The organism is Hymenobacter sp. HD11105, from assembly GCF_054051685.1.
Genome location: NZ_JBSWBR010000001.1, coordinates 1,479,649 through 1,504,114, shown reverse-complemented (window position 1 = coordinate 1,504,114; position 24,466 = coordinate 1,479,649). Strand labels below are relative to the sequence as shown.

The following is a 24,466-nucleotide window of genomic DNA, read 5'->3' as shown; positions in this document are numbered from 1 at the left end:
ATACCCTTTCTAATTTGTCAAGTCAAAAGCGAAAAAAACTTTTGAAAGATGACTGCCTGTTGGCCGATTGCTCAAACAGGATGACAAAGATAAGGCGAGTTTTGAAGAAGTCAAGACTCGCCTTATCTTTTTATCTAGTTCAAATGAATAGTACTTACTCGATCGGGGCCAACGCTTACAATACGAATGGGTACTTCTAAGTGGCGCTCAAGGAATTGCAGATAAGATTGCAGCTCAACAGGCAGATTTTCTACTTCCGAAATATTTTGCAAATCTGTTTGCCAACCTGGTAGTGCAGTATATACTGGGGTCAACGATTGCAGTGCCTCGTGGTCAGGAAGCAGGTCAGTGTCTTGTCCATCGGGTGTACGGTAGTGCGTGCACACCTGTATTTCGGCAAAGTCGTCGAGCACATCTGCCTTCATAAGATGAAGCTCTGTGACGCCATTAAGCATGATGCTGTAGCGCAAAGAGGGCAGGTCAATCCAACCGCAACGCCGGGGCCTACCGGTGGTAGAGCCAAACTCACGCCCAGCTTGGCGGATCTTTTCTCCTACTTCATCGTGCAACTCCGTTGGGAATGGGCCACTGCCAACACGAGTACAATAAGCTTTGCTGATACCATATACCCGATCGATGTGACGGGGGGCAATTCCTAAGCCAGTGCAAGCACCCGCAACGACGGTGCTAGATGAAGTGACAAATGGATAGGTGCCGAAGTCAATATCTAGCAAGGAGCCTTGCGCTCCCTCAGCGAGAATACGCTTTCCTTGACGCAATAGATCATTGAGTAAGTACTCAGTATCCGTGAGTTGAAGCGTACGTAAGAAATCGATAGCAGAAAAGAAATCCGCTTCTAGCGCTTCAATCTCTAAGTCTTTACCGTGGAATGAAGCAAACTGGGCGTGTCGGGCTACAGCCTCCGCATAGCGCTCTTGAAAGCTGGGCAGTAATATATCACCTACTCGCAGACCTGTACGCCCGATCTTATCCTGATACGTAGGCCCGATGCCTTTTAGGGTTGAGCCAATTTTGCCCCCCCCGCGCATCTCTTCCGAGATGCGGTCGAGAGCCCGGTGAGAAGGAAGAATAAGCTGGGCCTTTTTGGAGATGTAGAGATTAGAGCCCCATTCAACACCACGGTCGGTTAACTTTTGTAGCTCACTGCGAAATACTACAGGGTCTAGGACAACACCATTTCCGACTACGTTGATGATGTGCGGGTGAAAAATACCGGAAGGCACCTGGTGTAGCACATGCTTACGACCATCAAAGGTGAGCGTATGACCAGCATTTGGGCCACCTTGAAACCGGGCCACTACATCGTAAGTGGGGGCAAGAACATCGACAATCTTCCCCTTTCCTTCATCTCCCCACTGTAATCCAACAAGTACGTCAACTGGCATTAGGTTGTGGCTTTCAATTGTTCAGCAGCCGATTCGTCATTGGCTGCAATAATAAAAATGGCGTCAAGCTTGGTTATAGCCAATAGCTTACGCACGAGGTCCGAAGGATTAATGAGTACTAACTCACCCCCTTGGTTGCGAAACTTAGTCAGGATGGAAACTAGCACGCCGATACCGGTGCTATTGATAAACCGCACGTTGGTCAAATCGAGGGCACAGTAAACCACGGCTTCACCCAAGTGAGTATTTATGGTTTGCAGAAGGGGTTGAGAATCGGGGCTACCGATGAGGTCGCCGGTGAGGCGCACGTAGAGGATGCCGTCTTGGACAGCGGATTCAGTCTTCATTCAGAAAGTAAGCGGGCGGCCTTGGCACGGCAGTCGCCGCACACGCCATATAGGTTCAAAGAGTGGTGCAAGATATGGAAATTCAAAAGCTCGCCGACCATCGTTTGAATACCATGGATGCGCGGATCGCAGAATTCGACCACTTTATGACACTCCGTACAGATAACGTGGTCGTGTTGGCGGTAGCCGTAAGACTTCTCGTACTGGGCCAGGTTGCGCCCAAATTGGTGCTTACTTACCAACCCATGTTCTACCAGCAGATCAAGCGTATTATACACTGTAGCCCGGCTCACCTGTAAGCCTTGCGTTTTCATACCGGCATAAAGTTCTTCTACATCGAAGTGACCGGTACGAGAATAAATCTCCTCAAGAATAGCATACCGCTCGGAGGTCTTGCGAAGCCCTTTATTTTCTAAGTAGGCAGTGAAGATTTTCTTTACTTCCTCGAATTTATCTTTATCAAGCATTTTGTAACCTTATATATAAGGAGTAACAAAGGTAGGTGGGTAAAGTGAGTTGGCGGTTGCAAGATTGGTTCACTCACGTGTGAAGACGAGCTAGCAACTTGGTTTTACCAATTGAGGGTAATTTCTTTCAGAGTTGCTATCAGATTTACCAAGATGCCCCCAGGTCACTCCACCACCGCATTTATATACTCTCTAGGACCTCCTAGAACTTCCAGAAACCCTAGGCAGCAAAGCGCTCCACTAACAGCACTCCACTCACTTTGCTCAAGCGTTGAATCATTTTGTGTAGATGATCAGTGTCATTGACAAAAACCATAATCTGCCCTTCAAACATTCCGTCGATTGAATCGATGGTGATAGAACGCATATTAACCTTGAGGCTATTGGAAATGATGCGGGTAACATCGTTCACTAGCCCCACCCTATCAGAGCCTTTGATGCGGATACCGGCTAGGAAAGCCAACTCCAACTGATCGGTCCACTTAGCTCGCACGATGCGGCTGCCGTAGTTCGACATGAGTTTGACAGCTTGCGGGCAGGAAGTGCGATGAATGATAATACCATCGGTTTCGGTTTCAAAGCCAAACACATCATCGCCCGGAATCGGATTGCAGCAAGGGGCAATATGATAATCAAACTTATCCGTGTGCTCGCCAATAACAAGCATGTTGGCATTTACCCCGCGTATCTTCTGCACTTCCTGATCAAAAGCTTTAGGTTCTAAGCGCGAGGCCTGTCGAAGCGGTTCAATAGCAGGGTCGAATAGCTCAACCTTGATTTCGCGGCCGTCGAGTTGGCCGATGGCGAGACGATAGAAGAAGTCCTGTGGGTTATGAACATTGAAATGCGCCAGCAGTCGATTTAAGTTGTCCTGGGTGTATTCAATGCCCAACAGTTCTAACCTCTTTTCAACTAGGTAGCGGCCATCCTCCGCTTTCGTACGCTTATCGTCGCGCAGGTACTCCTTTATTTTAGAGCGCGCTTTAGAGGTAATCACATACTGCAGCCATTCCTCAGTGGGGCGCTGTTTCTGAGAGGTCAGAATTTCTACTTGGTCGCCGTTCCGAAGCTCGTAGCTCAAGGGCTGCAACTTCTGGTTGACTTTGGCCCCCAAACATTGCAAACCTATTTGCGAGTGAATATCAAAGGCAAAATCAAGCGCTGTAGCCTTGTCTGGTAGGATGACTAGCTTACCCTTAGGTGTAAAGGCATAAACTTCCTTTACGAATAGATTCTGACGAAACTCGTCCATGAACTCCAAAGCGCTGGAGTTATTGGTTTCGAGCATTTCGCGCACCTTAGCAATCCACGCTTCCAGGGTTGACTCAGGCTGCGCGACGCCGGTGTCCTTGTACTTCCAATGCGCGGCGTAGCCTTTTTCGGCAATATCGTCCATACGTTTGGAGCGGATCTGCACCTCTACCCACTGGCCCGTGCGCGACATAACGGTGGTATGCAGGCTCTCGTAACCGTTGGCTTTGGGCGTGCTTACCCAGTCGCGTAGTCGGTCGGGGTTGGGTTGATAGAAGTCGGTAACGATGGAGTACACCTGCCAACAGGCGGCTTTTTCCTGCTCCTGGGGCACATCAAGGATAACTCGTATTGCAAACAGATCATACACCTCATCGAAGGTCACGTTCTGCTTGCGCATCTTGCGCAGGATGGAATAGATTGATTTTGGGCGCCCTTTTATCTCGAAATCGAAGCCTTGCGTCTTCAGTTCTTCATCAATCGGTGTGACAAACTCCTTGATAAAACGGTTGCGGGCGCTACGGCTTTGGCGCACTTTCGTCACCAAGTCATTATAGACCTCGGTATCGGTATACTTTAGATATAGGTCCTCCAGCTCCGTTTTGATGGCATACAAACCAAGGCGGTGCGCGAGCGGAGCGTATAGATAAATAGTCTCCGACGCAATTTTGAGCTGTTTGTGCCGGGGCATCGACTCCAGCGTGCGCATGTTATGCAGACGATCGGCCAGCTTGATCAGAATGACGCGCACATCTTCGGAGAGCGTGAGCAGCATTTTGCGAAAGTTTTCGGCCTGCTCGCTTGTACCATAGTCGAAGACGCCGGAAATCTTGGTCAGGCCATCGATAATGCGGGCTACTTTGGGCCCGAATTCCCGCTCAACGTCCGAAATCTCCATGGGTGTATCCTCTACCACATCGTGCAGCAGCGCCGACACAATACTGGTAGTACCTAAGCCTATTTCTTCTACGGCAATCTGGGCTACGGCCAGCGGGTGCAGAATATATGGCTCGCCGGACTTACGGCGCATATTCTTATGAGCTTCCAATGAGGTGTTGAAAGCCTTTTTAATGAGCTTGGCGTCGTTGCCGTGCAGATAAGGCTTGGCCGTACGGAGTAAGCGGCGATAATGCCGCAGAATCTCGTTGCGCTCTACTTCGGGGTCAATCAGGGTTGCCATGGTACGCGGGCGGAGCATAAGCCCCGTGGTTATCTGCGAAAGTACGAACTCAGCCAACCAATAGCGGCGAGTATTTTATAACAATGCTGGCCTGGAAAAAGGTGCGCGACAATAATTAGGGGGCAAAAATGGCCGCTGGGGGGCAAATTAGCGGCTTCTTGATAATCATTTATTACTCATTGCGGAGTTGGTTTGGATTTCCAGACTCCTTGCGTAGCTTTGCGGCCCCGAGACAGTAGGTCTTGCGGCGGATGTGGCGAAATTGGTAGACGTGCCAGACTTAGGATCTGGTGCCGCAAGGCGTGTGGGTTCGAGTCCCTCCATCCGCACTTAATTTTTTAAAGAGTACCCAAACCCTCAACCCAAAAACGTTGGGGGTTTCTTTTTCGCCGGCTGCCGGCTCGTTTCATTTCCGTTACCCTTTAACCGACGACCCGTTTTGGATATTACCCTCGATAAAAACGACGACCAGCTTAGTGCCATCCTGACAGTACACCTGACTGAGGCCGATTATGCCGCCACGGTTGAGAACAAGCTCAAGGACTACAGCAAGAAAGCTCAAATCAAAGGGTTCCGGCCGGGTAAAGTACCCGTTGGGCTGGTGCGTAAGATGTACGGCAAGAGCATTCTGGTAGAAGAAATCAACGGCATGCTCGGCAAAGCGGTTGATGGCTACATCAAAGAAAACAACGTGCGCATTCTGGGCGAGCCCCTGCCCGTGGCCAGCGACATTGACTTTGATACCCAGAAAGACTTCGATTTCAAGTTTGAATTAGGCTTGCTGCCTGATTTCGAGTTGCCTGCTGACCAGACCCTGAATGTTGACCGTCACCAGATAAGCGTTGACGAGAGCACGCTACAGGAGACCTACGACCAGATTTCTCGCCAATATGGCGAAAGCACCAACCCAGAAGCTTCTGAGGCTGACGACTACCTCTACGGTAAGCTGAAGAAGGCCGACGACGAAGGCGAAGGACGCGTGGTATTGCTACCTATTAATAAGGTAAAGAACGGCGTTGAGAAGTTCATTGGTGTTAAACCTAACGACTCAGTGACTTTCGACCTGAAGGATGCTTTCGACGGTGATGCTTCGGCCATTGCTAACTTCTCAGGCTTGTCGAAGGACGAGGCTGCCGATGTGAGCGGTGAGTACGTGCTGAACGTTGAGAAAATTAACCGCACTACTAAGCCCGAGCTGGACCAAGAGTTGTTCGATAAAGTATTCGGCAAGGACATAATCACTTCCCGCGAGGAGTTTGACGAGAAAGTGCGCACCACGGTACAGGAGAACTATGACCGTGAGGCCGATGGCTTGCTAAACCGTCAGATCGTAGATCAGATGGTAAGCAACACTACCATTGAGGTACCAAAGGAATTCTTCAAGAAGTGGCTGGTGCGCGCTAACAAAGGTAAGCTCAGTGAAGAGCAGGTTGAAGAGCACTACGACGACTACGAGCGTGAGCTGAAGTGGTCGATGATCCGCAACAAAGTAGTTGAGGAGCAAGGCCTAAAGGTGTCGAACGACGAAATCGTGGAGCGCACCATGCAGAAAATCTTGGGTCAATTCAATATGGAAATGACACCCGAGTTGCAAGATTCTATCCGCAGCTTTGCTGACAATTACCTCAAGCAGGAGAACGGCAAAAACTACGTTGACGAGTATGAGGCCATTCTGGCAGAGAAAGTACTTGAAAACCTGCGCGGCAAAGTTGTTGTTAATGAGAAGCCGATTTCGGCCGAGGACTTCCGGAATCAGGCGGCTAGCCAACGCTAGTCTCCCGGTTATTTAACCCACAAAAAAGCCCTTACTTGCCGTTAGGGCTTTTTTGTTGCCCGGCGGCTTCGCTTTTACACTTCTTCTCCCACTATTATTTGCCATGCTGAATAAACAAGAATTCCGCAAGTTTGCTGTTAAAGGTCAAGGCCTAAGCGGCTTGGGTGTCGACCAGTACTTACAACACGTGGAAGGCCAGATGCGCCACTCCGTAACGGGCATGACCCGCTCGGTGATTGAGGAACGCCCGACGCGCTTCGCTGAAATTGACGTGTTCTCCCGCCTGATCATGGACCGCATTGTGTTCCTGGGCACCGCAGTAGACGATTATATTGCTAACATCATCACTGCCCAATTGCTGTTCCTGGAATCGGCTGATGCCAAGAAGGACATTCTGCTTTACATCAACTCGCCCGGTGGCTCGGTGTATGCTGGCTTGGGTATCTATGATACCATGCAATATGTGGGCCCCGATGTAGCTACTATCTGCACAGGTTTGGCAGCTTCGATGGGCGCGGTATTGCTGGCCGGTGGTGCCAAGGACAAGCGTTCAGCTCTGCCCCACGCTCGCGTGATGATTCACCAGCCTTCCGGTGGTGCGCAGGGTCAATCGTCGGACATCGAAATCACCGCTCGTGAGATTCTGAAGTTGAAAAAAGAGCTTTACGACATTCTGGCGCAGCATACAGGCAAGACTTACCAGGAAATTCACGACAACTCTGACCGTGACTACTGGATGCGTGCTGACGAGGCTAAAGAATATGGCCTGATTGATGAAGTACTAGAGCGTAAAGTAACCTAAGCTTCACTGCACCTATCATAGGGTTGAGCTTACGACTTAGGTTGCTTGTTGAGTTCTACTAAATAGTAGTTAATCAACTACAATACTTTGGCAAGCTTGCACTCATGATTTTATAGAAAAGCCTATTTCCAGCCTTAAAACTGGGAGTGGGCTTTTTTCTTTTAAGTAGAAGCCCCACAGTAGGGCAACTTTTTTTAATACAGAGGGCGTTAGCCTTTTTGTACCTTTGATGCCACTCCGACGCGAGTGGAGTTTACTATCCTATTCTGAGAATCCAGGCAATGGCAGATATTACGTGCTCCTTCTGCGGCAAGAGCAAAAAAGACGTCTCGGTGATGATCTCCGGCATCAATGCGCACATTTGTGAGCGATGCGTAGGTCAGGCCCAGCAAATTTTGAACGAAGAGAACAAGATTCGCTCAAACAGCAAGACGCCGAAGTTTAACCTCGTGAAGCCGCGCGAGATGAAGGAGTACCTGGACCAGTATGTAGTAGGCCAGGATGAGGCGAAGAAGGTGATGTCGGTGGCGGTTTATAACCACTATAAGCGCCTCATGCAGAAGCCTAGCACCAAAGATGATGTGGTGATTGAGAAGTCGAACATCATCATGGTGGGTGAAACCGGAACAGGTAAGACCTTCCTGGCACGCATGCTGGCTAACATTCTGCAAGTACCGTTCTGTATTGCTGATGCTACCGTGCTGACTGAAGCTGGATATGTGGGCGAAGATGTAGAAAGCATCTTAACCCGCCTGCTGCAGTCGGCTGACTACAACGTAGAAGCGGCCGAGCGTGGCATCGTTTACATCGACGAGATTGACAAAATTGCCCGTAAGAGCGATAACCCTAGCATCACGCGCGACGTGAGTGGCGAGGGTGTGCAGCAGGCCATGCTGAAGCTGCTGGAAGGCACTACGGTAAACGTACCGCCCCACGGTGGCCGCAAGCACCCGGAGCAAAAGATGATTACGGTGAACACCGAAAATATCCTCTTCATCTGCGGGGGGGCATTTGTGGGTATCGACCGTATCATCAAAAGCCGTCTGAATACTAAGCCTATGGGCTTCTCCAAAACAATGCTGGAGGAAAAGATCGACACACAGAATTTCCTGCGCTATGTGACGGCCGTGGATTTGAAGCAGTTTGGGCTTATTCCCGAGCTAATTGGTCGCCTGCCTGTGCTGACTCACCTCAATCCACTTGACCACGCTACACTGCGCAAGATTCTAACGGAGCCTAAGAACTCTATCGTGAAGCAGTATCAGCGATTATTCGAGATGGAGAACATCAAGCTGACTTTTTCTGAGTCCGCGATGGAATATATTGTCGTGAAGGCTGATGAATACCGTTTAGGAGCTAGGGGCTTGCGCTCTATCTGCGAAAGCATCATGACGGATGCTATGTTCGATATGCCTTCGGAGACGGACGTTCAGGAGCTTGTTATTGACCTAGATTACGCGCAGAGCAAGTTTGAGAAGTCGCCATTGAAACAGCTGCGAGCAGCCTAGTAACTTAGAACGTCATGTATAGAAAAGGCCCGAAGTGAATTCACTTCGGGCCTTTTCCTTTTTGGCTATTTGCTCCGACGTAGGACTAGCGTACGATACTTAAATTATTGCTGTAAATACCCCACCATCAGCTTAGCGGCTTTCTGCGCAGCGTTGCTACGGCCAAGTTTTTCCCGCAGTTCGGCGTAATCGGCTTTTTGGCGGGCGATGTACTCGGGGTTCTCTAGGATGTTTTTCAGCTCCTGCACCAGATTGCGGGAGTTGAATTCACCTTGAATAAGCTCTTTCACTACTTCTTTGCCAGCTACTAGGTTTACTAAGGAAATGTAAGGCACTTTGATCAAGGCCTTCGCGATGGTGTAAGAAATGATACTGGTGCTGTAGCAGACAACCTGGGGCACGTCGAAGAGGGCAGTTTCGAGGGTGGCGGTGCCGGAAGTCACCATGGCGCCGTCGGCATGGCGGAGCAGGTCATAGGTTTGGTCGGTGACGATGGTGATGTTCTTGCCGCGCTGGAAATTCTCGTAGTAGCTGCGGTCGAGGTTGGAGACGGCGGCAATGACGAACTGGTAGTTCAGGAAAGGTGGCAGCACGGAGAGCATGACGTAGAGCATACTCTCGATTTCCTGCTTACGTGAGCCGGGCAGCACAGCAATTATGGGCTTGTTGACCGGAATCTGGTTTCGCTCGCGGAAGTCGGTGGCGGTTTCGTGCTCGGCTACAGCATCGACGGTGGGGTTGCCGATGTAGTCGACATCGTAGCCAAAACGCTGGTAGAATTCCTGCTCGAAGGGCAGAATGACAAACATCTTATCAACCACGGCCTTCACGGTATGCACGCGGCCTTGGTTCCAGGCCCAGATTTTGGGCGAGATGTAGTAAAACACCTTGATACCATGCTGCTTGGCAAACTTAGCGATGCGCAGATTAAAACCTGCGTAATCAACTAGAATGAGCACATCGGGCTTATAAGCGAGCAAATCACGCTGACATTCTTTCAGGAAACCGCGAAACTTAAGGATGCTGGTGGCTGCTTCGAGGAAACCCATAATGGCCATTTCCTTGTAGTGATGCACCAATTTGCCTCCCGCTGCTTCCATCATGTCGCCACCCCAGCACCGAAATTCGGCCGCCTCATCTTCTGTGCGCAGGGCGCGCATCAGGTTAGCAGCGTGAAAATCTCCGGAACGCTCGCCGGCAATCAGGTAATATTTCAATGGGTGAGGAATTGAATGGTTGAATGCTCTGGTAAGGCCGCGCCAAAACTGCTTCTATTCGCCGTAGTACTCCACGAAATTTCGGGGCGTTTCGTAGAGCTTGATGCAGTGCAACTGGGCGGAAGAAATAGAGTTTAGCTCGCGCGTCAGAATTTCCCAGAAGGCGACTACCAAGTTCTCGGTACTGGCCATTTTGCCTTGCATAAAGGGCACGTCGAGGTTGAGGTTTTTGTGGTCTACCTGGTCGGTGATATGCTGGCGAATGAGGTTGCTGAGCTGTTTGAGGTCGATGACGAAGCCAGTTTCAGGATCGGGCTGACCTCTGACAGTCACAATGAGGTCGTAATTGTGGCCGTGCCAATTGGTGTTGGCGCATGGGCCAAATACTTCGCGGTTGCGCTCGTCGGACCAGTTGGGGTTGTGCAGCTTGTGCGCGGCATTGAAATGCTCCTGGCGGCTGACGTAAATCATTTGTTGCGGTGCTAGTAAGGGATGTGCGGATGCGGTAACGGGCTGAGGCAGTAGGGGATGAAGTAGCTAAGGAACGCGGCACATTAGCTTTTCAACCAATCAGCACGGTAGTACATCAACTCGACAGCTCATTAAAGCGCTACGCGCTTTTTCCGCAGCAAATATACGAAGAACGGTACGCCAAAAAGGGCCGTGACTAACCCCACTGGCAAGCCGGCCGGCGGGTAGAGTAAGCGGGCCAACAGGTCGCAGGCGAGCAGAAAATTACCCCCTAGCAAAGCGCAAAACAGCAAATTGGCCCGTCCCGTGACGCCCAGCAGCCAGCGTGTGAGGTGCGGAATCATCAGCCCTACGAAGCCAATGGGGCCACAAAGCGCTACCACACAGCCCGTAAGCCCAGAGGCGGTAACGATGAGAATCCAGCGCAGGCGAGTCACATTCAGGCCTAGGGCCTGGGCTCGCTCCTCCCCTAGCAGCAATACATTCAGATCTTTTTGCAGAAAAGTAAACAGCAGTAGTGCTCCACCCACAGCCACAGCCGGGTAAGGCAGCAGGTTCCAGCCGGCCCGCTCAAAGCTGCCCATAGCCCAGAAAATAACGGTGCTCAGCTTGGCTTCCGTAGCCGCCAGAAACGTGACCAGACTGCCAACGGCCGCGGTGAGGGCGCCCACGGCCACGCCCGCCAGCAGCAATTGGGCCGGCCGCAGCTGGCCTTGTTGGGTGCCCAATCCCACCACTACTATGGTAACAAGCAACGCCCCCGCCAGCGCCGCCAGCGGCGGCAGATAAAAGCCCCCCAGCACCAGCGTATCCAGAAAAGCAAAGCACAAAATGGCCCCCAGTGATGCTCCCGAGGCGGTACCAAGCAAGTAAGGATCGGCTAGGGCGTTATTGACCATGGCCTGCATCAGGTAACCACTAAAAGCAAGTCCGGCGCCGGCCAGCAGGGCAAGCAGCAGCCGTGGCAGCCGCAGCTGCACCAGCACCAACTGCACCGGATCAGTGGGGTCGTAGTGAGTAAGGGCGCGCCAGATAATAGCGTAATCTGTCTCGAAACTGCCTACGCGCAGGCCCAAAGTCAGCAGCACGAAGGTGAGCACAATGCTAGCCAGCAGCCAGGGACCAACGCGCCGGCTCATAGTTGCGCCGGGCTTTGGCGCAGCAGCCGTTGCAGTTCCCGCACCGACTCCACTACCCGTGGGCCGGGGCGCTCCATCAGGTTGCCGTTGATGCCGTATACCTGCCGCGTCTGGTAGGCTTGAATGCGCCGCAGTTCGGGGTAATTTTTGAAAAACGTACTATCGAGCTTGCCAAAATTGCCTCCCAGCAACACATCGGGGTTGAGCTGCAGAATGTACTCGCGGGTGAGGGCCGGATAAGGCTGGGGAAACTTCTCGACGACGGCATTTTGCCCCCCAGCGCGCCGAATTTTGTCCGTGAACAGCGTATTCTGCCCATACACATAGATGGGGTCCTGCCAAGTAATAGCCAGCACTTTCGGCCGCGGATTGATAGGCGTTTGCTGCTCCAACTGCTTCAGCTCAGCGGCTAAAGAATCGGTGACGCGGCGGGCCAGGGGCTCGCGGTGCAGGATGCGGCCTAGGTCGCGCAGGCCGCGCAGTACGTCGGGCACGGTGGTGTAGCGCTGGTAATACACTTGCACGCCGAGCTGTTGCAGGCGGGTAGCATCATCAAGCGAGGTGATGCCCTCCACGGTAAAAACAACGTCGGGCTGCAAGGCTACCAGACCTTCCATATCCAGCGGGTAGCTACTAACGACGGGCTTGTTCAACACGGCTTTCGGGTAGTCACACACCTGGGTACGGCCTATAATGGTGGCGGTATCAGCCACGGCATATAGCATTTCGGTCATGGATGGGGCCAAGGCCATAACGCGCCGCGGATGAGCCGGTACAGTTACGGAGCGCCCAAGGTCGTCGCGAAGCTGCTGGGGGGCATTTTCCGCGAAAGTAGCCGTCTGGGGAGGTTTTTGATCGGAGTTACATGCTGCAACTAAGGTGCTGAGCGAGAGAAAAGTCAGGGATTGGCGCAGAAAACGAAGCATGGTGCAAAGATGGTGATTTAGCTTGCCTCCTGGCTATTGGAGAGTACATCATCCAAATTGATAGAACGTCAGGCAGAGGCGGAGCCGAAGCATCTCGCTTGATTAGTAATCAGACGACCGCCCGCGAGATGCTTCGCTTTGCTCTGCCTGACGTTTTAATACGATAGCATAAGTCGAAGCCCACTCCGCGGCTTTTGCCTACTTTTGGGGCAAAACTCAGCTCTATGATCGTTGTCACTGGGGCGGCTGGCTTTATTGCTAGCTGCCTTGTCACCCGCCTGAATGCCGCCAACTTCAATGATATCGTGGTGGTCGATAATTTCACTGTGGAGCGCAAGCTTGCCAACCTGAAGGGCAAACGCCTGCGTGAGTACGTGGACCGCAACGAGTTCTTCGAGTGGCTCGACACCAACCACGAGCAAGTGGAGTTCATCTTTCACCTCGGCGCCCGCACCGATACTACCGAGAAAAGCCGCGAAGTTTTGGATTTGCTCAACCTAGAGTACTCCAAGAAGATGTGGCAGGCCTGCTGCCAATATCAACTGCCGCTAGTGTACGCCTCATCGGCGGCTACCTATGGCTCGGGCACGCTGGGTTACACTGACGATGATGCATTATTGCCGTTGTTGCGCCCTCTCAACCCGTATGGTGAGTCGAAAAACGACTTTGACAACTGGGCGGTGGCGCAGGAGGTAAAGCCGTTTTTTTGGGCTGGCTTGAAGTTTTTCAACGTGTACGGGCCAAATGAGTACCACAAGGGCCGCATGGCTTCCGTCATTTTTCACGCCTTCGACCAGATTCGGCGTACGGGCTCCATGCAGCTGTTTCGCTCCCACAACCCTGAATATGCCGACGGCGAGCAAAAGCGCGACTTCGTGTATGTGAAGGACGTATGTGAGGTATGCTACTTCCTGATGCACCACCGCAAAAACTCCGGTATTTATAACCTGGGTAGCGGCGAGGCGCGCACTTTTCTCGACTTGGCTCTCAATACCTTCGCAGCCCTCGGTCAAACCGCAGATATTCATTTCAAAGACACCCCGGAAGATATCCGCGACACCTACCAATACTTTACGCAGGCCGAAATGCAGAAGCTGCGCAGCATTGGCTACGAGCAGCCTTTCACTCGTTTAGAAGATGGTATCAAAGATTACGTGCAAAATTATTTGGTGAGCGGCACGTATTTGTAAGCTTGTCCAGCACCTTCAGTAGGTAAGCCGTTTTACTCAGTCTTAGCTATTGTTAAAACTCAGATTTTACACGCAGCCCGGCCTTGGTAAACTCTTGGTCGGGCTGTGCGTTTTAATGGCTGACTTTCGACTTCAATTTTCGCAATAATTCATCTTACTGCTGCCTCCCCGTAGCCCCAGTATGCCCCCACGACGCACCATTACGATTATAGGCGCCGGATTTTCAGGGTCAATGCTGGCCGTGCAGTTAGCCCGCGCAAGTGGCTCTTACCCTTGTGATGTACACTTAGTAGATCCTCGGGCGGTGCCGGGACCGGGCTTAGCGTACTCAGCGCCCCGAGCGGAGTATTTGCTGAACGTGCGGGCTGGTCGCATCAGTGCCTTCCCCGATCAGCCCCTGCATTTTGTAGAGTGGCTACGGGCGCACGGGCTGTCGGCCGACGAAGCGGATTTTTGCCCGCGTCAAGTGTATGGGCAGTATATAAATGACTGTGTGCAAACAATTCTGGGAGAAGCGCCCAACGGGATGCGGGTCCATTGGCATCAGCAGGCAGCAGTAGATGCGCGACTTGCGGCCGATGGCAAAGCAGCAGAAGTAGAACTAGCTGATGGTCAAATTGTCCGAAGTCAGCAAGTAGTGCTGGCGCTGGGTAACTTTCCCCCATCAGGGCCGGCCAGCTTTGTCGCAGAAGGCAGCTTTCATCCCAATTACCACCCCAATCCGTGGGCACCTGGTGCACTTGCCAAAATTGCCCCCCACGATTCTGTTGTGCTCATTGGCACAGGCCTGACATCCGTGGATGTGCTCATGGGTTTGCACGCCGATGGGCACCAAGGCCCAATTACGGCCGTCTCGCGGCACGGATGGTGGCCTACCGTGCATGGGCCAGCCCAGCACCCGCAGTATCCTAGCTTTTATGCCACCGAATTAGCCTCTCTGACTGAAGTAAAGACCGTGCTGCATACCGTGCGCCAACATGTGCATGCGGCGGCCGCGCGCGGTACCGATTGGCGCGATGTAATTGATTCCTTACGGCCCGATTTGGGGCATATTTGGTCCAATTGGCCCTTGGACGAGCAAGAGCGGTTTGGACGGCATGTAGGCGCACTCTGGTCAGTGTTGCGCCACCGAAGCCCAGCGCAGAATGTAGCGGTGCTAGAACAGCTTCGTAGCACGGGGCAGCTTCGTACCAAGCATGGTCGGGTGCGCCAAATTGCCCCCCAGGGCGAAGACATACGGATAGAAATACTGTACGGCGGCCAGCAAGAATACCTGACGGCCCGCCATGTGATAGCCTGCACGGGACCTTTACTCGATTACACTCGCATACAAGACCCGCTGGTACGCAGCCTACGTGGAGCGGGTCATCTCCTCCCCGACCCACTGCGGCTGGGCATCCAAACGGATGAGCGCGGCGCTTTGCTAGATGCGGCGGGTAAGGCCTCGCCCCTTTTCTATACGCTCGGCCCAAGCCGCCGACCCGCTTACTTCGAATCGACGGCTGTACCTGAACTGCGCGAGCAGGCGGTAGCTATGGCGCACCACCTCTTGCGAGGTATGTAAGACAAACGTTGTTGGAGCAGCCTTCGCAGACGTTGTTTTCTGCTCGGAATTTCAGATTCTCATCTGATTGCTTCGCCCGCTCATCTGCCGTTTGAAGAAACAAGAAAGGGCACCGTAATCGGTGCCCTTTCTTTGCATATTGTAAGATAAGAAGCCTAGGCCGCAGCAGCGTAAAAAGGCAGTACTACGGTCTCAGGCGAGATGGTTGTAGCTTCTGTTTCGGTAGCAGTGCGGCGAATGGCACGCAGCAGCAAATATTTGTACTCTTCGGCGTCGGCCAAAGCCTCCTCCAATGCGCGCAGGGCGTCATCGTAGGTAACGACTGGCACTGATTCAGCTACTTCGCCAGTAGGGTAAGTAAGTTGAAAAACCGGACCAGTGAGGTATTCAGCAGGTGATTTCATAGGTAGCGAAGTATATGAGGTATGTCAGAAAAGCAGTCGAAAAGACAACAGCTGACAGTCATGTTTCATTCCTTTTTTCGCTGTAAAAAACTTGTATTTTTACCGAAATAGCACCCTTGAAAACTTGCTCTTCTAGGCCTAATTTATACACTCACGAAAGGTATAAACCTGCCCAAAATCAGGGGTTGCAGCTACTTGATAGTGAGTACTACTTTTCCGAACTGCGCACCGTCGGCTAGGTACTGGATTGCGGCATCCCCTTCCACTATTGGAAACACCTTGTCCACAACGGGCACTATTTGCTTTTCCTCAACTAAGCGCACCATTTCGGCAAAGTCCTGCTCAGTGCCCATAGTTGAGCCCAGAATACTGAGCTGTTTCCAGAACACTTTCGCCGGTGGTACTTGGGGAATAGCTCCCTGCGTGCCCCCATAAAACACGATACGGCCACCAGGCGTAGCGGCATCGAGCAGGGCGTTGAAGCCGGGACCAGCGGCGCTATCAATAATGACGTCAAAATGCCCCCCAGCTTGCTTTGTGAGGTCGGTAACCCAATTTTCGTCGTTGTAGTTGGCGCCTCCTTTGGCTCCGAGCTCCTGGGCCCGGGCCAGCTTGTCGGCCGAGCTGGAAGTAACCCACACGTCGGCGCCACAGGCCACGGCCATTTGCAAGGCCAGCACCGCTACGCCGCCCCCTATACCAGAAATCAGTACCCGCTCGCCAGCCTGCAAACCGGCACGGGTGAAGGCAGCGCGGTAAGCGGTAAGGCCGCCAAGCGGCAGGGCAGCAGCTTGCTCAAAGCTTAGGTGGGCTGGCAGCGGACGCACATACTGCTCGGGTACGCTTATGTATTCAGCGAAGGTGCCTTGGTCGGGCAAGCCCAGAATCTTGAAAGCTTTTGCTTGAGCTTTAGGATTGTCGCCCCAATTGTGCCCGGGATTTATTAGAACGGCGTTTCCAACCACCGAGCTATCTACGCCTTCCCCTACGGCACTCACTACGCCGGCTCCATCGGAGCCCAAGATGCAGGGAAACTTCAAGCCACCGTACTGTCCCTTCTTAATCCACACATCGCGGTGGTTGAATGCTGCAGCGTGTAGCTCGATGAGCACCTCCCCAGCGGCAGGTGTAGGCGTGGGTACTTCTTGAATGGTAAGCGGCTGATTGACTCCGTCTAATTGTAGGGCCTGCATGAAAATGGATTAAGTGAGAAAGTGGTTTGGAATACGACAGACAAAGTAAATAGACCATACAAGGTTATAGTAATCATGATTACTATAACCTTAATTATTATCTACAGACTTACAATTATTGCTTTTGTATGTTGCTTTATTAGAGCGCTTTGCCGCAGCGAGACAGCCTACTATCGTGCTGCTCTAGTGCTTCAAGTAAAGAAGCAATGCCTCCTCATGATCAAGTCGCGTATGTAAGGCGGCGCTGCAAGCCAAGGAAGAGGCTTCGAAAGTAAGGATTCAACCGACACTTCGGCTACCTTTTCTATTGCCGGGGGGCTTTTTTCTATTCTGTGTACTAGCTATGGCTGCTCAATCTCTCTTCTCCTTCGAAAGTCCCGATGATAGCCTTGGATTTATGCTTTGGCAGGTAAGCAACCATTGGCAGCGCGAGATCAAGAAAGCCCTGGATCAGTTCGGACTTACGCACGCGCAGTTTGTGGTACTAGCGTCGGCTTACTGGCTGGGGCAGCAAGGCAATGTCACTCAAACGACTTTAGCCGCTCATGCCCGCACCGACAAAATGATGACCAGTAAACTACTGCGCACACTTGAAAGCAAAGGCTATTTGCAACGCATAGAAGACGCTACTGACACACGCGCCAAATCCATCAGCCTTACCTCGGTTGGCGTACGCCTGGCGGTGCAGGCAGCTTGGGCAGTAGAAGAATTTGAAACGAAATTCTTTGCGTCCCTACCCGCAGATACCGCCTTGCTGCAGCAACTCAAAACCTTGCTGCCGCCCGTCGTTGGGGAAGAATTGCCCGCTTCTAAGGAGATAAACTAAAGGCTTATAAAAAGCGCTGGGCCAGATCGGGAGTAGGCAGCATGCAGGCATCTTGCTGCCCAAACCACCGGTAGCGGTGCCGGGCAACAAACCGGTACACTGCATCGCGCACCACACGCGGTAAGAGCAGGCCAGCGTAAAACAGTTGCCAGGTGCCCCCCAAACTGCGCAGAATGTGCAGCACGGCGGTAGAGTGGGTATACAAGCGTCCTTGCTTGATAAGTACTACGGTTTCGGGTGTGGTGGCTACAGTCGTGCCGTACTGCGCCAATAGCCTCTGCCCTACTTCCGACTGCAAGGAAGTAAATTGAAAATATCCCGCTGAATCGTGCCGAATAATGAACTGCACAAAGCCATTACATAGATTACAAACTCCATCAAACAGGATAATAGCGGGCTGAGGTGCCATAAGCAAAAGTGGACTTCTCGAACAGCTTTAATGCAGCTTAAAGCAATGAAGTATGAGTACGCAATGCTTAGAAAGCGGTTAATCAAATACTATAGCGCAGCAATAAACACGAGGTATTATTTGTAATTACTCATGTTATAACTCAACGTAAATATATAACCTATTATACCAAATATTACTCAATTTATATGCTTTAATTAATTATATATCAACGTGTTACAGCTTTTTATGTTCTACGTATTTATGCAATAAAATGGGTATTTATTCATTCAATAAATCTCCTTTTACCCTTTACGATAAACGTATAGCCCTCGAAAACTATTTGTTTAACCTTCATTCTATTTCTTATGAAAAAGGTATGGTTGTCGGCTGCGGCCGCTGGTCTTATGAGCTTATCAATAGGTCTTGTGGCCTGCGATGACGACGAAACGTTCCCAGAGCCACCACCGACTGGCACTACTACCTCGGGTACAACAACAGGTACGACGACCGGTACCACGGGCACAACAGGTACTACTGGCACAACGACCGGAACTACTGGTACGACTACGGGCACTACGGGTACTACTACCGGGACTACCGGCACAACGGGTACTACTGGCACAACCACTGGAACGACTGGCACCACAACCGGTACGACCACAGGCACGACCGGCACAACCACGGGCACAACAGGTACCACCACAGGTACAACAACTGGTACCACAGGCACTACCGGTACAACTGGTACAACAACTGGTACCACGGGTACAACTACCGGAACGACTGGTACGACTGGTACCACGACCGGCACGACGGGTACTACTACCGGTACGACCACAGGCACGACCGGCACAACCACGGGCACAACAGGTACTACCGGCACAACCACAGGCACTACCGGTACAACTGGTACAACAACTGGTACCACGGGTACAACTGGTACCACGACCGGCACGACGGGTACTACTACCGGTACGACCACAGGCACGACCGGCACAACCACGGGCACAACAGGTACTACCGGCACAACCACAGGCACTACCGGTACAACTGGTACAACAACTGGTACCACAGGCACGACGACTGGTGGTGGCACAACAGGTACCACAAGTGGGGGTGGAACAACGGGTGGCTCTACTACCTAATACATACAAAAGTTAGCCTTTCTTAAAGTGCAGTTAGGAGGCTGTTTTAGTCTTACTGACTGGGGACCAAACAGGTATAAAATACGGACTGATCTTACTAGTCCGTATTTTATACCTGTGGTTTTTTCCAAAAAACAAGTATTTCTTCTTTGCACATTTTTTAGCTCTCGTATTAACGAATGGCGTATAGGTGCTCAACTCTATTCACTTTTTGCTACAATCCACAACCAACTCCCTTCATTTACTTCACCATGAAAAAATTACGGTTTAATATCCTGACGGCTGCTTTGATAGGAGCTTCGCTCACATTCGTCGGCTGTGAAAGCAAGACAAACTCGACTGGCGCAGGTGAGGGCACTTCATCAGGTGACATGGGTACCGGCACGGACACTGATATGATGGCCACCGACTCAGCCGGCGGTACTATGGAAGGTTCTACTGGAGGTACCACAACTGGCGGCATGGGTTCTACTGCAGGTAGTGGCTCTACGGCTGGTGGCACTGGCTCTACAGCTGGCACCACAACTGGCAGCACAGGTGCTACAACTGGCTCTACTGCTGGTGGCACAGGTTCTACTGCCGGTGGCACGGGTTCAACAGCAGGCGGTACGGGTACGGGCTCTACGTCTGGCACCGGCTCAACATCAGGTTCTTCTACTGCAGGTGGCACGGGCTCGACGGCGGGTACCGGCTCAACCGCGGGTGGCGGCACAGGTGGCTCAACAACACGCTAACTAACACCAAGATTTTAAGGTGTTTATTAGGTAGCCAACAACTCAAAAGAGGGTAATAGCTAACTGGTTATTACCCTCTTTTTTACCTTATAAACACTTACTTACAGAGCAGTAATCAATGATTAAATCATTGAATAAAAGAGCATTAGAGCTACTAGGCCAAAAAAATATATACATGTATTAGTAACTATTTTCTCTGGTTTGCACGTACAAGAGGCTCTTTCAATACTCTACCCGCTCTGGTTTAACCCATTCACCAACTAATCCTTCCAATGAAAAAATCACGGATTTTCATCTCGACCCTCGCACTTGCTGGCTTATTCGCATCAGCTAATTTGATGTCTTCTTGTGCCTCTACGGGCACTGATGGAGCTACAACGAGCGGTAGCACTTCGGGCAGCACTAGCGGTAGTACTTCAGGTAGCACTAGCGGCAGCACATCAGGTAGCACTTCTGGCTCTACCTCGGGTTCAACTACTTCGACTGGTTCAACTACCTACGGCTCTACCTCAGGTTCAACCACGACTGGTACTACTTCGGGTAGCACTTCAGGCTCCACTACAATGGGCACCACCAGCGGTAGCACTTCAGGTTCAACCACGATGGGCACTACTAGTGGCAGCACTTCAGGTTCGACCACAATGGGTACTACCTCGGGCAGCACTTCAGGCTCGACCACCTCAGGTACTACCTCAGGCAGCACTACTAGCGGTACCACGGGTGGTACTACCACTCGCTAGGTTGGTGTATCAACAATAGCATATAATCTACGACAAGAGGGATAATTACTATTCGGTAATTATCCCTCTTGCTGCAGATAGGGGTATGTACTCCGTGCTTATTTATCCGTACAGAAGCCAGTGTTGGTAGCAATCTGCTACTGACTGCCATCATCCATTGTCGGTTTCTGTTACCGGATCATTCATTTTCTACCCTAGTATCTTTCTTAACAGCTATGAAAAAGTCATCATTCGTATCATTTGCCGCCTTGCTGGCCGCCGTATTTATGTCTGCTGGAGCTTCTGCTCAAACCACTATGGGCTCTACCACCGGTGGCGCTACCACTGGCACAACTGCAGGATCAACAACTGGTGTAACTAGCGGTGCTACCACTGGCACTACCATGGGAACCACGGCAGGCACGACCGCCGGCACAACGATGGGCACTACGGCTGGTACCACAAGGGGTACAACGGCCGGCACCACTGCGGGCACCATGACTACTGGCTCCACCACAGGCACTATGACTGCCGGAACCACCACTAGCGGCACCATGACCAGCGGTACTACCGCTGGCACCACAGCCGGGACCACTGCTGGCACTACCATGGGAACCACTGCGGGCACAACCGCTGGCACTATGACGGCTGGCTCGACCGCCGGTACTACTGCCGGCACCATGACGGCCGGCACTACGGCTGGTACTACAGTAGGTACCACCAGCGGCCGTACCACTACTTCTTCCTCTACCCGTACCACAGGTACTACTTCGGGCCGTACCAATACGCGCACTACCTCAGGCCGTACCACTACCGGTACTACCTCGGGCACCACATCGGGCAGCACCACGCGTAGCACTTCAGGTAGCACTACCAGCGGTACTACATCGGGCGGCACTACGCGCTAATTTCTCTTTCCGGCCTTAAATAGTCGGTTGCTCTTTTTGAAGGCGAAAAGGCAAACCATCCAGACAGGTGGCGCACCTTTTCGCCTTCTTTTTTCTCACAATTTGCCCCCCAGCGCGGCTCTATGACCCGTGTTCTTGAGTTTCTACGAAGTCCGTTTGTTCTCGACCTCCGAGCACTAGCCTTACTGCGCATTGCCACGGCGGCGGTTGTGCTCACCGACCTCGCCATTCGCAGCACCGACTTGGAAGCGCATTATGCCAATATGGGCATTTTGCCCCTGCACGTGCTGTATGAGCGCAACTGGAATGCGTATCAGTTCAGCCTGCATAACATCAGCGGGTTGTGGCAAATACAGGCCCTACTGTTTTTGCTGGCGGCGGGTACGGCAGTAGCGTTATTATTGGGGTATCGAACTCGCGTAGCCACGGTGGTATCGTGGCTGCTGCTGGTGTCGCTGCAGAACCGCAACCCGGTTATTGGGCAGGGTGGCGACGACTTGCTGCGCATGTTGCTGTTTTGGGGCATTTTTCTCCCTTGGGGTCGTATGTACTCCCTCGATGCAGGCCGGAGGGAGCCGCAGCCGGCCTCCTACGCGTATTTCAGCGCGGCCACGGTAGCGTATATCGTGCAGCTGGCGCTGGTGTACTGGTGCACGGCGCTGCTCAAAAACGCGCCCGAATGGACCACCGAGGGCACTGCCATCTACTACGCCCTCAGCCTCGACCAAGTGCTGATGCCGGGCGGACGGATCTTGTACCAGTTTCCGGAGGTAATGCGCTTTCTCACGTTTGCGACTTACTACACGGAGATGTTGCTGCCCTTTGTGCTATTTATTCCGTTTGGGGTTCCGTTTTGGCGGATGTTGTTTGTGGTAGTGATGTACGGCTTTCACTTCGGCATCAGCCTAACCTTGTTTGTGGGGTTATTCTTCCTCATAAATATGGCCTCGGTGCTAGGCTTACTGCCGACACCAGCCATGAATTGGATTGACCGACATATCCGCACGCGGGCCCAGCGCCTGGCGCCGTATGTAGCTCGTTGGCGGCCGCGCCTCGATGGCTGGCGCAGCCCGGTGCGGCTCCGGGTCGAATCGAGCCTGGATTTGCCCCCCAGAGCTATTCGGACCTTGCACGGCATACGCAACGCCGTGGTGACGCTGTTGCTGGCCTACGTATGCTGGTGGAACCTCGACTCGATTGCCAATCCGTCGCTGACTATGTCGGAGCCGTTGCGCTGGTTTGGCTACCTCTTCCGCACCGATCAGCACTGGGGAATGTTTGCGCCGGCCGTATTCAAAGATGATGGCTGGTACATACTAGACGGCACTACCCCCGAGGGCGCGCACATTGATCTAAACCGTAAAGGCAGGCCCACGACCTTGAGGAAGCCCAAGTCGGTGGTGTCGTTGTTCAAAAATGACCGTTGGCGGAAGTACTCCGAGAATTACCTGTTCATCAACAACATGTATCTGCGCCCGTACTACTGCAATTATCTATTGCGGGTATGGAATGAAGATTCGAGCAACGAACCTGTTCAGCGCCTCGACGTTATTTATATGAAAGAGGTAACGCAGCCTAACTACCAACCGGTAACACCCAGCCGCGAGGTGCTCTGTAGCTGCGAGATAGCCTTGCCCGTTAAATAACTTATGAATATTAGGGAGTTGCCCTGCTGTCGGTAGTGCATTCTTACTCCGCTTTTAACTGCTCTTCCAGCAGCCAGTCATATCACCAGCTTTGCTGCAATTGCTGCTAGCTGGGGCGGCTACAAAAAAGCTCCCCAGCGTATTATTTCCATGTTTACTAACCTTAAAGCTTTCTCTATGGCTAATCGATCGAATACTCCTGCTTTGCAGGCCGTGGCGCCGGGTGTGTGGGGCCTGCGCAATGTTTTTACCAATCTGTATTACATCCGCGAGGCAGAAGCGCCCATGAGTCCGTGGGTGCTGGTAGATGCCGGCCTACCCGGCTCGGCGGGCACCATTCGCCGGCACGCGGCCGAAATCTTTGGCTCACTTAATCGGCCATCGGCCATTATCCTCACCCACGGTCACTTCGACCACGTGGGCGCGCTGGTTACTTTAGCCAATGAGTGGGATGTACCCGTGTACGCTCACACCCTAGAGCTTCCCTACCTCACTGGTCGCTCGGCCTATCCCCCACCAGATCCAACGGTTGGCGGTGGCGCGATGGCGGCCATGTCGTTCTTATATCCAAAGCAGCCCCTCGACCTGGGCAGCCGCGTGCAGGCCCTGCCCACCGATGGCTCGGTGCCGCACCTGCCCGGTTGGCGCTGGTACCACACGCCCGGTCACACGCCCGGCCACGTGTCGTTTTTCCGGGAAGAAGACCGCCTCTTGATTGCCGGCGACGCCTTCGTGACGGTGAAGCAGGAATCGGGCACGGCGGTGTGGGAGCAGCGCCAGGAGGTGCACGGCCCGCCTGCTTACTTCACGCCCAACTGGCCTCAGGCTCGGCAATCGGTAGCGTTGCTGGCCGACCTGAAGCCGCACATTGCTGCTACTGGCCACGGCATTCCGATGCATGGCACCCAGCTTTTGCAGCAATTGAAGGAGCTAGTAGAGCATTTTGATGAAGTAGCCATTCCCAAGCATGGCCGCTATGTGCCTCAGCCCGCTACTGCCGACGAAACAGGCGTTACCTCGGTGCCCCCGGCCGTAGGGCCTGGCGTATCAACCTGGGCCCTGGGCCTTGGGGTAGCTGGTACTGTGGCTTTAGTGCTATTGGCCAACAAAAAAGGCAAAAAGTCTACCCGGTACTGATTTTCGCCGTAAACGTACTCAGATTCACTAATGAGACCTCGCTCTTGCCTTCTTCAGAAGGGATAGGGCGAGGTCTCATTAGGTAATGTACCACCCAAACTCAACTGTGCCTTCCCTCCTC

23 protein-coding genes and 1 tRNA gene are annotated in these 24,466 nt (G+C 52.5%); 12 read left to right on the top strand and 12 right to left on the bottom strand.

Annotated features, from left to right (window positions below):
* Positions 1–134: 134 nt before the first annotated feature.
* The 4 genes from ACW9KT_RS06485 to ACW9KT_RS06470 all read right to left on the bottom strand — a co-directional run bounded on the left by ACW9KT_RS06485 (position 135) and on the right by ACW9KT_RS06470 (position 4,669).
* On the bottom strand, positions 135–1,406 hold the full coding sequence (locus ACW9KT_RS06485) for an adenylosuccinate synthase (RefSeq protein ID WP_457078555.1): 1,272 nt from the start codon (positions 1,404–1,406) through the stop codon (positions 135–137).
* Positions 1,406–1,753, bottom strand: a complete 348-nt coding sequence (locus ACW9KT_RS06480) for an STAS domain-containing protein (RefSeq protein WP_457078554.1) — start codon at positions 1,751–1,753, stop codon at positions 1,406–1,408. The genes ACW9KT_RS06485 and ACW9KT_RS06480 overlap by 1 nt, the downstream gene beginning before the upstream one ends.
* The gene (locus ACW9KT_RS06475; protein ID WP_457078553.1) at positions 1,750–2,220 is read right to left on the bottom strand and encodes a Fur family transcriptional regulator; all 471 of its coding nucleotides are present in this window, start codon (positions 2,218–2,220) and stop codon (positions 1,750–1,752) included. Before ACW9KT_RS06475 ends, ACW9KT_RS06480 begins: the two co-directional genes overlap by 4 nt.
* 220 nt (positions 2,221–2,440) lie before the next feature.
* Positions 2,441–4,669, bottom strand: a complete 2,229-nt coding sequence (locus ACW9KT_RS06470; protein ID WP_457078552.1) for a RelA/SpoT family protein — start codon at positions 4,667–4,669, stop codon at positions 2,441–2,443.
* Between the two features lie 229 nt (positions 4,670–4,898).
* On the opposite strand from ACW9KT_RS06470, the gene ACW9KT_RS06465 reads away from it, so the two are divergent.
* From ACW9KT_RS06465 to clpX, 4 genes are all read left to right on the top strand, one after another.
* Positions 4,899–4,980, top strand: a tRNA-Leu gene (locus ACW9KT_RS06465).
* A 110-nt stretch (positions 4,981–5,090) separates the two neighbouring features.
* A complete protein-coding gene (gene tig / locus ACW9KT_RS06460; RefSeq protein WP_457078551.1) occupies positions 5,091–6,425 on the top strand; it encodes a trigger factor in 1,335 nt (444 codons plus the stop codon).
* Between the two features lie 103 nt (positions 6,426–6,528).
* Positions 6,529–7,227: a ClpP family protease gene (locus tag ACW9KT_RS06455; protein WP_457078550.1), complete on the top strand. Its 699-nt coding sequence runs from the start codon at positions 6,529–6,531 to the stop codon at positions 7,225–7,227.
* A 281-nt stretch (positions 7,228–7,508) separates the two neighbouring features.
* Positions 7,509–8,735: an ATP-dependent Clp protease ATP-binding subunit ClpX gene (gene clpX / locus ACW9KT_RS06450; RefSeq protein WP_457078549.1), complete on the top strand. Its 1,227-nt coding sequence runs from the start codon at positions 7,509–7,511 to the stop codon at positions 8,733–8,735.
* Between the two features lie 104 nt (positions 8,736–8,839).
* Here clpX and lpxB read toward each other — a convergent pair whose 3' ends face one another.
* From lpxB to ACW9KT_RS06430, 4 genes are all read right to left on the bottom strand, one after another.
* Positions 8,840–9,952, bottom strand: a complete 1,113-nt coding sequence (gene lpxB / locus ACW9KT_RS06445) for a lipid-A-disaccharide synthase (RefSeq protein WP_457078548.1) — start codon at positions 9,950–9,952, stop codon at positions 8,840–8,842.
* 54 nt (positions 9,953–10,006) lie between these two features.
* On the bottom strand, positions 10,007–10,423 hold the full coding sequence (locus ACW9KT_RS06440) for a 6-pyruvoyl trahydropterin synthase family protein (RefSeq protein ID WP_457078547.1): 417 nt from the start codon (positions 10,421–10,423) through the stop codon (positions 10,007–10,009).
* Between the two features lie 131 nt (positions 10,424–10,554).
* Positions 10,555–11,562 carry a FecCD family ABC transporter permease gene (locus ACW9KT_RS06435; protein ID WP_457078546.1) on the bottom strand — a complete coding sequence of 336 codons (1,008 nt, stop codon included), beginning with the start codon at positions 11,560–11,562 and terminating at the stop codon, positions 10,555–10,557.
* Positions 11,559–12,488 carry an ABC transporter substrate-binding protein gene (locus tag ACW9KT_RS06430; protein ID WP_457078545.1) on the bottom strand — a complete coding sequence of 310 codons (930 nt, stop codon included), beginning with the start codon at positions 12,486–12,488 and terminating at the stop codon, positions 11,559–11,561. The genes ACW9KT_RS06435 and ACW9KT_RS06430 overlap by 4 nt, the downstream gene beginning before the upstream one ends.
* A gap of 224 nt (positions 12,489–12,712) precedes the next feature.
* On the opposite strand from ACW9KT_RS06430, the gene rfaD reads away from it, so the two are divergent.
* Both rfaD and ACW9KT_RS06420 read left to right on the top strand, forming a co-directional pair.
* Positions 12,713–13,678 carry an ADP-glyceromanno-heptose 6-epimerase gene (gene rfaD / locus ACW9KT_RS06425; RefSeq protein WP_457078544.1) on the top strand — a complete coding sequence of 322 codons (966 nt, stop codon included), beginning with the start codon at positions 12,713–12,715 and terminating at the stop codon, positions 13,676–13,678.
* 181 nt (positions 13,679–13,859) lie between these two features.
* On the top strand, positions 13,860–15,242 hold the full coding sequence (locus ACW9KT_RS06420; RefSeq protein WP_457078543.1) for an FAD/NAD(P)-binding protein: 1,383 nt from the start codon (positions 13,860–13,862) through the stop codon (positions 15,240–15,242).
* Positions 15,243–15,397: 155 nt separating this feature from the next.
* On the opposite strand, the gene ACW9KT_RS06415 is transcribed toward ACW9KT_RS06420, so the two are convergent.
* Positions 15,398–15,646 carry a hypothetical protein gene (locus ACW9KT_RS06415; RefSeq protein ID WP_457078542.1) on the bottom strand — a complete coding sequence of 83 codons (249 nt, stop codon included), beginning with the start codon at positions 15,644–15,646 and terminating at the stop codon, positions 15,398–15,400.
* Between the two features lie 191 nt (positions 15,647–15,837).
* On the bottom strand, positions 15,838–16,839 hold the full coding sequence (locus tag ACW9KT_RS06410) for a zinc-binding dehydrogenase (protein WP_457078541.1): 1,002 nt from the start codon (positions 16,837–16,839) through the stop codon (positions 15,838–15,840).
* 343 nt (positions 16,840–17,182) lie between these two features.
* Here ACW9KT_RS06410 and ACW9KT_RS06405 point away from each other — a divergent pair, with 343 nt between their 5' ends.
* Positions 17,183–17,665: a MarR family winged helix-turn-helix transcriptional regulator gene (locus ACW9KT_RS06405; RefSeq protein WP_457078540.1), complete on the top strand. Its 483-nt coding sequence runs from the start codon at positions 17,183–17,185 to the stop codon at positions 17,663–17,665.
* A 4-nt stretch (positions 17,666–17,669) separates the two neighbouring features.
* On the opposite strand, the gene ACW9KT_RS06400 is transcribed toward ACW9KT_RS06405, so the two are convergent.
* Positions 17,670–18,074, bottom strand: coding sequence for a thiol-disulfide oxidoreductase DCC family protein (locus tag ACW9KT_RS06400; RefSeq protein WP_457078539.1), 405 nt, complete (start codon positions 18,072–18,074; stop codon positions 17,670–17,672).
* A 347-nt stretch (positions 18,075–18,421) separates the two neighbouring features.
* On the opposite strand from ACW9KT_RS06400, the gene ACW9KT_RS06395 reads away from it, so the two are divergent.
* Positions 18,422–19,201, top strand: coding sequence for a hypothetical protein (locus ACW9KT_RS06395; RefSeq protein WP_457078538.1), 780 nt, complete (start codon positions 18,422–18,424; stop codon positions 19,199–19,201).
* 251 nt (positions 19,202–19,452) lie between these two features.
* A complete protein-coding gene (locus ACW9KT_RS06390) occupies positions 19,453–19,935 on the top strand; it encodes a hypothetical protein (protein ID WP_457078537.1) in 483 nt (160 codons plus the stop codon).
* A gap of 496 nt (positions 19,936–20,431) precedes the next feature.
* Here ACW9KT_RS06390 and ACW9KT_RS06385 read toward each other — a convergent pair whose 3' ends face one another.
* Positions 20,432–20,668 (bottom strand): hypothetical protein, encoded by a 237-nt coding sequence (locus ACW9KT_RS06385; protein ID WP_457078536.1) that lies wholly within the window; start codon positions 20,666–20,668, stop codon positions 20,432–20,434.
* A gap of 222 nt (positions 20,669–20,890) precedes the next feature.
* On the opposite strand from ACW9KT_RS06385, the gene ACW9KT_RS06380 reads away from it, so the two are divergent.
* From ACW9KT_RS06380 to ACW9KT_RS06370, 3 genes are all read left to right on the top strand, one after another.
* Positions 20,891–21,562, top strand: a complete 672-nt coding sequence (locus ACW9KT_RS06380; RefSeq protein WP_457078535.1) for a hypothetical protein — start codon at positions 20,891–20,893, stop codon at positions 21,560–21,562.
* Positions 21,563–21,684: 122 nt separating this feature from the next.
* A complete protein-coding gene (locus tag ACW9KT_RS06375; protein WP_457078534.1) occupies positions 21,685–23,208 on the top strand; it encodes a hypothetical protein in 1,524 nt (507 codons plus the stop codon).
* Between the two features lie 177 nt (positions 23,209–23,385).
* The gene (locus ACW9KT_RS06370; protein ID WP_457078533.1) at positions 23,386–24,345 is read left to right on the top strand and encodes an MBL fold metallo-hydrolase; all 960 of its coding nucleotides are present in this window, start codon (positions 23,386–23,388) and stop codon (positions 24,343–24,345) included.
* Positions 24,346–24,466 lie beyond the last annotated feature (121 nt).